Below are 7,746 nucleotides of genomic sequence, written 5' to 3' on the forward strand. Positions count from 1 at the left end.
GTTCGGCTTCGAGATCGAGCTTCTGGCCGCCGACCATGCCGCCTGCTCCGGCGGCGCGGGCAAGCGCCAGCACCAGGGCTGCCCGCCGCTCCGCCGGCAGCGCGGTCGACTCGCCGGCAATGATGTCGAAGGCCAGCGTCAGCAGGGCGTCGCCGGCCAGGATCGCGGTCGCCTCGTCGAAGGCCTTGTGCACGGTCGGCTGGCCGCGACGCAGGTCGTCGTCGTCCATGGCGGGCAGATCGTCGTGGATCAGCGAATAGCAATGCACGCATTCAAGTGCGGCGGCGACACGCAGTGCCGCCTCGCCGTCGGTGGAAAAAAGGGCGGCACTTTCCATGACCAGGAAGGGCCGCAGGCGCTTGCCGCCGTTCAGCACGCCATGGCGCATCGCCGCCATCAGCCGGTCCGGCCGGGCGATCTCGCCCGAAAGCGCGCGGTCGTCGAGCAGTCGCCGCAGCAGCACCTCGACGGCGGCTGCCCGCCTGATCAGCGCCATTTCGAACGCCATTTGGTCGTCATTCGTCATGGCCGGGACCGGTAGCCGACACTCAGACGTTGCGCAAGAAGGCAAGCGCCATTATGCCGGAGCAGTATGAGCCCGTTCGGAAACTCTACTCCTGCGGTCATCTGAGGGCGTTTTCTGCGCTTCCGGTGCTTGCGTACTCTAATGTACGCTCCGCTCCGGTTCTCGAAAACACCGTCACATGACTCACAGGAGCGCGTTTCAAAACGAGCTCTCTGGCACGGGTTGGGCGGCTTGGCGGAACCGATCGTCGATCATGAAACCGAAAAGCTGGACATGGCGACGAGATCGCGGGGCGTAAACCGCCGTGGTCTCAAGCGCTGGGTCCGGCGCGGCATCGTCGTGGCCGCGGTGCTGGCCTTGATTCCGGTCGTGCTGACATTTCTGTACCTGCCGTTCTTCGTGCATCCTGTCTCGACGCTGATGCTGAAGGACCTGGCGACCTTCTCCGGTTACGACCGCCGCTGGGTGTCGATCGATGACGTGTCGCCGGTGCTGGCCAATTCCGTCATCATGTCGGAGGACGGGCAGTTCTGCTTTCATCGTGGCGTCGATCTCGGCGAGCTGAGAGGCGTCGTCGACGATGCGCTGGCCGGCGAAGCGACGCGCGGCGCCTCGACCATCACCATGCAGACGGTCAAGAACCTGTATCTCTGGTCGCGGCCGCTGGGCTCGGTGCGCAAGGTGGTCGAATTGCCGCTGGCCGTCTATTTCGATGCGGTGATGTCGAAACGGCGCATCATGGAAATCTATCTCAACATCGCCGAGTGGGGGCCGGGCATCTACGGCATCGAGGCCGCGGCACAGCACCATTTCGGCGTCTCGGCAAAACAGCTGTCGCGACGGCAGGCCGCCCTGCTTGCGGTCTCTTTGCCAAATCCGATCGCCCGCAATCCGGCCAAGCCCGGGCCTGGCCTGAGGCGGCTTGCCAATCTGATCGAGCGGCGAGCCGGCCGCTCGGGGGCCTATGTCGGTTGTCTCCGCTAGCCGATCCAAAAAAATTCGCGCCAGTGCTGGCCAAAACGGCACAGGGCGTGTATAGGCACCCGACTTTCTCAGATTTAGGCCCCGACATGGCCCTTTCACGAGGGCGGGCGGGGCTTTTGACCATGTAGTGGAGCATATCCATGGCCGTTCCGAAACGTAAAACCTCTCCGTCCAAGCGCGGCATGCGCCGCTCGGCCGACGCCCTCAAGGCCCCGACCTATGTCGAGGACAAGAATTCCGGCGAAATGCGCCGTCCGCACCATATCGACCTGAAGACCGGCATGTATCGCGGTCGCCAGGTGTTGACGCCCAAGGAAAGCTGAGACCAGCCTTCCAAAGGTTTGAATTCCAAAAGGACCGGCCAGTGGCCGGTCCTTTTGCGTTTGGGGGGCGGGGTAGCGCGCATCTCGACGCGTGGGCGGCAATCGTTGCAGGCAACCGGCTGACATTGTTGTTGCGTGCGGTCTTCGACCGTGTTCAACGCTGCCATCGAAACATCTTGACGGCGTGCCTGTGGCGCATTCTACAAAGGATTGCCCCCACATGGAGACGCCAGATGTTCGGTGCCATTCCGCTGCTGATCGTGCCTTTCGTGCTCTACAATCTCGGACTGCTGGGAATATTCGGCAGCGGTGACGATCCGTGGGCAAGCGAGGTCTTCTCATTCAGCATGATGTCGGGTGGCGTGTTCTCGATGACGCTTGGCGATCTGATGGTGCTGATTGGGCTGATCTTCCTGTTCCTCGAAATGGCGAAGTCGGTGCGCACCACCAACGCCTCGATCATGGACCATCTTCTGTCGACGCTGGTCTTCGTGGCCTTCCTGGTCGAATTCCTGCTGGTGAAGGGTGCGGCCCATTCCGTCTTCTTCACGCTGATGGTCATCGCGCTGTTCGACGTGCTGGCCGGATTCGCGGTGTCGATGCGGTCGGCCAGCCGGGACATCAATTTGAATTAGGTCCCCCGGCGCGGAAGGCGGAAGTTTGACGGGCACTTGCGCTGACAGTTGGCGCAAACGCCCCTAACGTCGTCATCCCAGGGCGTAGCAAGGAGCGTAGCGACGGGCGCAGACCCCAGGGTCCAAGCCGCGACACGTGAGCGTTTCAGCGGTCCAGAATTCTGCTCCGCTGCACTCTACGGCGGATGTTACGGAATGGATCCTCGGGTCTGCGCGACGGAGCCTCGCTCCTGCTCCGCCCGTGGATGACGAAGTTCCCGACCTCACCCCGGATCGGCGGTGAAACCGGCGGCCTCGATGCCGGCGATTGCCGCGGCTTCGTCATTGTCCGACGTGTCGCCTGAAATGCCGACGGCGCCGATGATGGCACCGGCCTTGTCGCGGATCAGCACGCCGCCGACGACCGGCAGCACGCGCCCGCCCGAGACGTCCGAGATGCCGGCGACGAGATGCGGGCGCTCCTTGGCGAAGGCCTCGACTTTGCGCGAGCCCATGCCGATGGCGAGCGCACCATAGGCCTTGCCGGCCGACATTTGCCGACGCAGGAACGAGGCGCCGTCCTGGCGCTGGAAGGCGACCAGATGCCCGCCGGCGTCGAGCACCGAGACGCCGAGCGGCTTGAGCTTGAGATCGGAGCCCTTGGCAAAGGCGGTTTCGATGATTTGCCTGGCTTTTTCGAGCGGCAGTGCGGTCATGGCGGTCTCCTGTTTGAAACGCGTCGATCATCGACCGTCGGCGGGTGAGATAACATCCCGGTTCCGGTTGAAATTGCTTCGCGTGAAAAGGCGGGATGGAAAACAGCCTTCGCCGGCTCTTCCGGATAAGCGTTGCCGCTTGTATGGCTCCAGACGTGGCTGGGCTACTTCTTCTTGGCGCGGGCCGGTTTCTTGGCGGGTTCCGCCGGCGCGTTGGCGAGGTCTTCCGCTTCCTTGGCGAGACGCAGTGCCCGCAGCTTGTTGGTCTTGGCCTGGCGGGCGTCGCTCTCGGCGGCGTATTCGGCCATCGCCTTCTGGCGGACGGTTGCCGCCTCTTCCTGCTTCTTGAAGCGCAGGTCGGCGCGTGCGCGGGCAGCATCCCGAGAGTTCTCAACCAAGACCTTATCCAATCCCGTGAATTGTGATTTTCCGCTTCTTCTAGCAGAGCCGGCCCCAAAACGGGAAAATAAGTTGGTTACGCGGCCGGGCTGGCGGCGAGGGCCTTGCTGGCAACCACGGCCTCGTAGGCGGCCTGCAAGGTCGCGCGGACAGAAGGGCCAGACATTGTATCGAGCGGCATGCCGAGATGTTCGTGCCGCAACTCGTCCATGAATTTGTCCCACATAGGCTGTCCGCCCTTTTCCAGCAGTTCGGCGCGGATCGACAATTCGTCGCTGACCGGCAGCCAGACGCGGCCCCAGGCGCCGAGATGGGCCAGGATCGGAACCAGCGTGATCGCCATCTCGGTCAGGCTGTAAATCGCCTTCTGCTTGTGCGAGGGATCGTCGGCCTTGGTCAGCATGCCCAGCTCCATCAGGCGCTTCAGCCGGTCGGCGAGGATGTTGGAGGCGATGCCTTCCATCGATCCGTTGAGCAGCTCGCGAAAATGGCGCCTGCCGCCGAAGATCATGTCGCGAAGGATGATCAGGCTCCAGCGGTCGCCGAAGACTTCCAGCGACAGATTGATCGGGCACCCGGACCGGCGATCCATGCTCATGAGATTTTTCTCCAAAACCGGTTGCATTATCGTAGCAGTTTTATTATCGTGCAACCGATTGCAAAATGCAATCAGTTTTGCAGAGAGGAGACTGCGTGATGAGGACCACCGAACGCCCTGAGATTATATCCGAAGTCTTTGGCGATCCGGCGAACCCGCCGCTGTTGCTGATCATGGGAGCGATGGCCTCGATGCTGTGGTGGCCGGAGGCGTTCTGCCGGAAACTGGCCGGTGCCGGCCTGTTCGTGATCCGCTACGACAATCGCGATACCGGCCGTTCGACGAAATACAAGCCGGGAGAGCCGCCCTACACGTTCGATGATATGGCCGACGATGCAATGCATGTTCTGGACGACCACGGCATCGGCAAGGCGCATGTCGTCGGGATGTCGATGGGCGGCATGATCGCGCAGCTTGTGGCGTTGAAACATCCCTCGCGTGTCGTATCTCTGACTGTGATCAGCAGTTCGCCGGTGGGAATCGACACATCCGGCCTTCCCGGGACGACCGAAGCCTACATGGAACACTCGGCCGAGGGCGCCAAAGTCGATTGGTCGGACCGTGGTCAAGTGGTCGATTTCATCGTCAGGGATGCACGGGCGATCGCCAGCACCACGCATCCATTCGATGCGGCGGGGATACGGGCCTTTGTCGAGCAGGATTACGACCGCTCCGGCGGCTTCCTGAGCGCGACCAACCATTTCATGCTCAAGGGCGGCGCCGCCTGGAAGGGCCGCCTGCACGAGATCGCGGCGCCGCTGCTGGTCATTCACGGCACGGCGGATCCGATCTTTCCGGTCGAACACGGCGAGGCGCTGGCCGAGACGGTCACCGGCGCAAGACTCATTCGCATCGAAGGTGGCGGCCACGAGCTGCATCCGGACGACTGGGCCGAGATGTCCGCAGCGATCATCGCGCATGTCCAAGCCGGTTGAAGCAGCATAGGCTGGTTTGACGGACAAGGCTAACCGCAACAGGCGTGCCGCAGGGTAGCGGCCACCGACAATCCACGAAACAGACGAGCAAAAAATGTCCCTGACACTTCATTTCCATCCGCTGGCCTCCTTCTGCTGGAAGCCGTTGATCGCGCTGTACGAGAACGCCACGCCGTTCACGCCTGTCATCGTCGACCTTGGCGATGCTGAATCGCGCGCGGCCTTCCTGAAGATCTCGCCGGCCGGCAAGATGCCGGCGCTGCGCGACGATGCGCGTGGCCGTACGGTGCTGGAATCGAGCATCCTCGTCGAATATCTGGCCGCGCACTATCCGGGGCCGGTCGACCTCGTTCCCGCCGAGATCGACATGGCGTTGGCCGTCCGCCAAGCTGACCGTTTCTATGATTTCTATGTGCAGGAGCCGATGCAGAAGATTGTCGGCGACCGGTTGCGCCCCGGCGACAAGACCGACCCGTTCGGCGTCGAGCAGGCTCGCGACCGGTTGCGCAATTCCTACGCCATCATCGAACAGGACATGCAGTCGAAGATCTGGGCGATGGGCGACAGCTTCACCATGGCCGATTGCGCAGCCTCCCCCGCGCTGTTCTATGCCAACAAGGTCGAGCCGTTGGGCGACAGGTACCCGGCTGTGAAGCGCTATCACGACCGCCTGCTGCAGCGCCCCGCCTTCGCTCGGGTGATCGGGGAGGCGCAGCCCTACTTCAAGTTCTTCCCCTACAACAACGGTTGATCGGGTCAGGTTTCCCAGAACTGATCGAGCCAGATGTTGAGTTTGAGGAAGCCAGTGCCGCTCACCGTGTAGACGCGCCTTGTTCCTTCCGGCTTGGCGTGGACCAGGCCGGCATCGAGCAGCACTTTCAGATGTTGCGACACGGCTGGGCGCGAGACCGGCAAGCCGGCGGCCAGTTCGGTGACGGTTTTCGGGCCGCGGCGAAGTTCTTCCAGAAGATGGCGCCGGTTGGGATCGGCAATCGCCATGAAGGCGTCGGAAAACATCATGCCTGTATTAGTGAGGCAAAGCCTTTCGAATCTCAACCGTCTGCTTCTGCTTTTCTTCTGGGATCAAGCCGCAATGCTTCCGGGGTGACCGAGCGGTCGGCCGGCTGCGTCTTGAAGGCGTCACGATCCCCGATCGGCACCGGCGCGCGGCGGCTGATGCGCAGCAGCGTGTAGCCCGCCAGGCAGAGATGCGCGAAGGCGGTCGCCAGGAACAGACCTTCCGGGCGCATCCAGCCCATCAGGGCAGCCGCAAGCAAAGGTCCGATCATCGTGCCGAAGCCATAGAGCAGCAACAGCCCGCCAGATACCTTGACGAAATCCTCCGAGCGCGCGTGGTCGTTGGCATGCGCCACGGCGATGGAATAGAGCGTATAGGCGAAGGCGCCATAGGCGGCGGTGAAGACGATGACGAAGACGCCGGAGCGTGGCTCGAACAGGAAGATCATGAGCGCGAAGAAGGCCCCGCCGAAAGCCGCCCCCGCCAGCACGAAGCGCCGGTCGGTCTTGTCGGACAGGCGCCCGGCCGGAAGCTGCATGGCGGCACCGGCAACGACCACAAGGCTCATCATCAGGGCGATCTCGGCCGTGGAAATGCCGATGCGCGCACCATAGACTGCGCCAAGCGTGCCCCAGGCGCCGTTGGCGATGCCGATCAGCACGCAAGCGACCGCCGACACCGGCGAATTGGCATAAAGGCCCCTGACATCAAGTGAGACATCCTGCAGCGGCTTGGGGTGGGAGGCGGTCGAGACCGCCGTCGGAATGAGCGACAGGCAAAACAGGATGCCGGTGATCATGAACAGCGACGCGGACTTCACGTCGCCGCCGGCGACGATCATCTGCCCACCCATGATCGAGGCATAAGTCACCATCATGTAGAGGCCGAAGACGGTGCCACGGTTCTCGTTGGTGGCCTTCTCGTTCAACCAGCTTTCGATGACCATGAAGGCGCCGGCCATGGTGAAGCCGGTGAAGGCGCGCAGCAGGATCCAGACATACTCGTCGATGATCAGCCCGGTGAGCAGCGCCACGATGGCGCCGGATGCGGCAAAGGCGCCAAAGGCGCGCACGTGGCCGGCGCGGCGCACGATGCGCGGTGCGAAGAAGCAGCCGGTGACGAAGCCGCCGGCCCAGGCCGTGCCCATCAGGCCGAGCGATGCGGTCGAGAAGCCTTCCAACTGACCGCGCAGGGGCAGAAGCAGCCCATGCAAACCAGATGCCGCGAGCAGGAAAGCGGTGCCGCGAAGCAGCGAGAGGATCGGTCGGTAGGTTGCGAACATTGGTTGATCCGGCTCAGGTTTGGCGGGGACGCTGGGTCTGAAGACAGTCGCATTCGGGCTTTTCGGCGGCGGGCTTTACGCCCGAGCGCCTATCTGCGGCGGAACAGTGCTTCGGCCGCGGATTTGGTGGTGTCCTTGGCCTTGAGTTCGGCTTCCAGGCGGGCGATTTCGTCGCGCAGGATGCCGATCCGCTCAGTCAAGTCGCTGACGGAAAGCAATGACAGGTCCTGCCCGATCTCGTGCGGGCGCGCCTTCTTCTTGGGTTCGTCGTCGAAGATCGCCATCGTCGCTCCTCCTCCGCCAAGACCAGATTGGCCATTTGCCTGATTTGGCAATCAGCATACATAGGGC

At 62.9% G+C, this 7,746-nt stretch carries 12 protein-coding genes; 5 read left to right on the top strand and 7 right to left on the bottom strand.

Annotated features, from left to right (window positions below):
* On the bottom strand, window positions 1-526 hold a 526-nt coding region (locus EN879_RS16245), incomplete at its 3' end, for a polyprenyl synthetase family protein (protein ID WP_206520958.1).
* Window positions 527-748: 222 nt separating this feature from the next.
* Here EN879_RS16245 and EN879_RS16250 point away from each other — a divergent pair.
* The 3 genes from EN879_RS16250 (at window position 749) to EN879_RS16260 (ending at window position 2,468) form a co-directional block, all read left to right on the top strand.
* Window positions 749-1,510 (top strand): transglycosylase domain-containing protein, encoded by a 762-nt coding sequence (locus tag EN879_RS16250; RefSeq protein WP_013529225.1) that lies wholly within the window; start codon window positions 749-751, stop codon window positions 1,508-1,510.
* A 140-nt stretch (window positions 1,511-1,650) separates the two neighbouring features.
* The gene (rpmF, locus tag EN879_RS16255) at window positions 1,651-1,833 is read left to right on the top strand and encodes a 50S ribosomal protein L32 (protein ID WP_008834724.1); all 183 of its coding nucleotides are present in this window, start codon (window positions 1,651-1,653) and stop codon (window positions 1,831-1,833) included.
* A 233-nt stretch (window positions 1,834-2,066) separates the two neighbouring features.
* Window positions 2,067-2,468: a hypothetical protein gene (locus tag EN879_RS16260; RefSeq protein ID WP_013529226.1), complete on the top strand. Its 402-nt coding sequence runs from the start codon at window positions 2,067-2,069 to the stop codon at window positions 2,466-2,468.
* A gap of 263 nt (window positions 2,469-2,731) precedes the next feature.
* On the opposite strand, the gene EN879_RS16265 is transcribed toward EN879_RS16260, so the two are convergent.
* From EN879_RS16265 to EN879_RS16275, 3 genes are all read right to left on the bottom strand, one after another.
* Window positions 2,732-3,163, bottom strand: coding sequence for a heme-binding protein (locus tag EN879_RS16265; RefSeq protein WP_063169165.1), 432 nt, complete (start codon window positions 3,161-3,163; stop codon window positions 2,732-2,734).
* Between the two features lie 164 nt (window positions 3,164-3,327).
* Complete coding sequence (locus EN879_RS16270) at window positions 3,328-3,561, bottom strand: hypothetical protein (RefSeq protein WP_013529228.1); 234 nt, start codon at window positions 3,559-3,561, stop codon at window positions 3,328-3,330.
* Window positions 3,562-3,638: 77 nt separating this feature from the next.
* Window positions 3,639-4,160, bottom strand: a complete 522-nt coding sequence (locus EN879_RS16275) for a helix-turn-helix domain-containing protein (protein ID WP_013529229.1) — start codon at window positions 4,158-4,160, stop codon at window positions 3,639-3,641.
* Between the two features lie 98 nt (window positions 4,161-4,258).
* Here EN879_RS16275 and EN879_RS16280 point away from each other — a divergent pair, with 98 nt between their 5' ends.
* Both EN879_RS16280 and EN879_RS16285 read left to right on the top strand, forming a co-directional pair.
* Window positions 4,259-5,095, top strand: coding sequence for an alpha/beta hydrolase (locus tag EN879_RS16280; RefSeq protein ID WP_063169164.1), 837 nt, complete (start codon window positions 4,259-4,261; stop codon window positions 5,093-5,095).
* 94 nt (window positions 5,096-5,189) lie between these two features.
* A complete protein-coding gene (locus EN879_RS16285) occupies window positions 5,190-5,846 on the top strand; it encodes a glutathione S-transferase family protein (protein WP_063169163.1) in 657 nt (218 codons plus the stop codon).
* 5 nt (window positions 5,847-5,851) lie between these two features.
* Here the strand turns inward: EN879_RS16285 and EN879_RS16290 are convergent, their stop codons facing one another.
* From EN879_RS16290 to EN879_RS16300, 3 genes are all read right to left on the bottom strand, one after another.
* Window positions 5,852-6,115: a metalloregulator ArsR/SmtB family transcription factor gene (locus EN879_RS16290; RefSeq protein WP_063169162.1), complete on the bottom strand. Its 264-nt coding sequence runs from the start codon at window positions 6,113-6,115 to the stop codon at window positions 5,852-5,854.
* 32 nt (window positions 6,116-6,147) lie between these two features.
* The gene (locus tag EN879_RS16295; RefSeq protein ID WP_024502978.1) at window positions 6,148-7,395 is read right to left on the bottom strand and encodes an MFS transporter; all 1,248 of its coding nucleotides are present in this window, start codon (window positions 7,393-7,395) and stop codon (window positions 6,148-6,150) included.
* 89 nt (window positions 7,396-7,484) lie between these two features.
* Complete coding sequence (locus EN879_RS16300) at window positions 7,485-7,679, bottom strand: DUF1192 domain-containing protein (protein WP_063169161.1); 195 nt, start codon at window positions 7,677-7,679, stop codon at window positions 7,485-7,487.
* Window positions 7,680-7,746 lie beyond the last annotated feature (67 nt).

The sequence above is a fragment of the Mesorhizobium sp. M7A.F.Ca.AU.002.02.1.1 genome, from assembly GCF_003998535.1.
In the GTDB taxonomy this organism is placed as follows: Bacteria; Pseudomonadota; Alphaproteobacteria; order Rhizobiales; family Rhizobiaceae; genus Mesorhizobium; species Mesorhizobium ciceri.

Bases quoted from the DNA above. Each gene is read 5' to 3' on its own strand.
- EN879_RS16265 (WP_063169165.1), bottom strand. From the start codon at position 3,163: ATGACCGCACTGCCGCTCGAAAAAGCCAGGCAAATCATCGAAACCGCC.
- EN879_RS16260 (WP_013529226.1), top strand. From the start codon at position 2,067: ATGTTCGGTGCCATTCCGCTGCTGATCGTGCCTTTCGTGCTCTACAAT.
- EN879_RS16300 (WP_063169161.1), bottom strand. From the start codon at position 7,679: ATGGCGATCTTCGACGACGAACCCAAGAAGAAGGCGCGCCCGCACGAG.
- rpmF (WP_008834724.1), top strand. From the start codon at position 1,651: ATGGCCGTTCCGAAACGTAAAACCTCTCCGTCCAAGCGCGGCATGCGC.
- EN879_RS16280 (WP_063169164.1), top strand. From the start codon at position 4,259: ATGAGGACCACCGAACGCCCTGAGATTATATCCGAAGTCTTTGGCGAT.
- EN879_RS16275 (WP_013529229.1), bottom strand. From the start codon at position 4,160: ATGAGCATGGATCGCCGGTCCGGGTGCCCGATCAATCTGTCGCTGGAA.
- EN879_RS16285 (WP_063169163.1), top strand. From the start codon at position 5,190: ATGTCCCTGACACTTCATTTCCATCCGCTGGCCTCCTTCTGCTGGAAG.
- EN879_RS16295 (WP_024502978.1), bottom strand. From the start codon at position 7,395: ATGTTCGCAACCTACCGACCGATCCTCTCGCTGCTTCGCGGCACCGCT.
- EN879_RS16290 (WP_063169162.1), bottom strand. From the start codon at position 6,115: ATGATGTTTTCCGACGCCTTCATGGCGATTGCCGATCCCAACCGGCGC.